The organism is Desertibacillus haloalkaliphilus, assembly GCF_019039105.1.
Lineage (GTDB): Bacteria > Bacillota > Bacilli > Bacillales > KJ1-10-99 > Desertibacillus > Desertibacillus haloalkaliphilus.
Genome location: NZ_JAHPIV010000497.1, coordinates 1 through 347, shown reverse-complemented (window position 1 = coordinate 347; position 347 = coordinate 1). Strand labels below are relative to the sequence as shown.

At 51.9% G+C, this 347-nt stretch carries 1 protein-coding gene; it reads left to right on the top strand.

Annotated features, from left to right (window positions below; translation table 11 throughout):
- The coding region (locus KH400_RS30310) for a hypothetical protein (RefSeq protein ID WP_217228595.1) at positions 1–347 on the top strand (347 nt) is incomplete at both ends.

Sequence of the window (347 nt, the reverse complement as noted above, 5' to 3'; positions counted from 1 at the left end):
GGGAAGAGGGAGGGAGGAAGAAAAAGAGGAAGGGGGAAAAGAGAAAGAGAAAGAGAGGAAGAAGGAGGGAGGGGAGAGGGGAAGGGAGGGAGGGGGAAAGGGAGAAAGGGGGAAGAAAGAGAAGAAAGGGGGAAAGGGAGGAAAAAGGAAAGAGAGGGGAGGGGGAAAGGGGGGAGAGGAGGAAGAAAGGAAAGGGGGAGGAGAGAGAGGGAGAGAGAGGGAGGAGGAAAGAAAGAAGGGAAAAGGAGAAGGGAGAGAGAAGAAGGAAAAGAGAGAAAGGAGAAGAAGGAAGAAAGGGGAGGAAAGGAAGGGAAGGGAAGGAAGGAGAAAAAGGAGAGAAAAAGAAG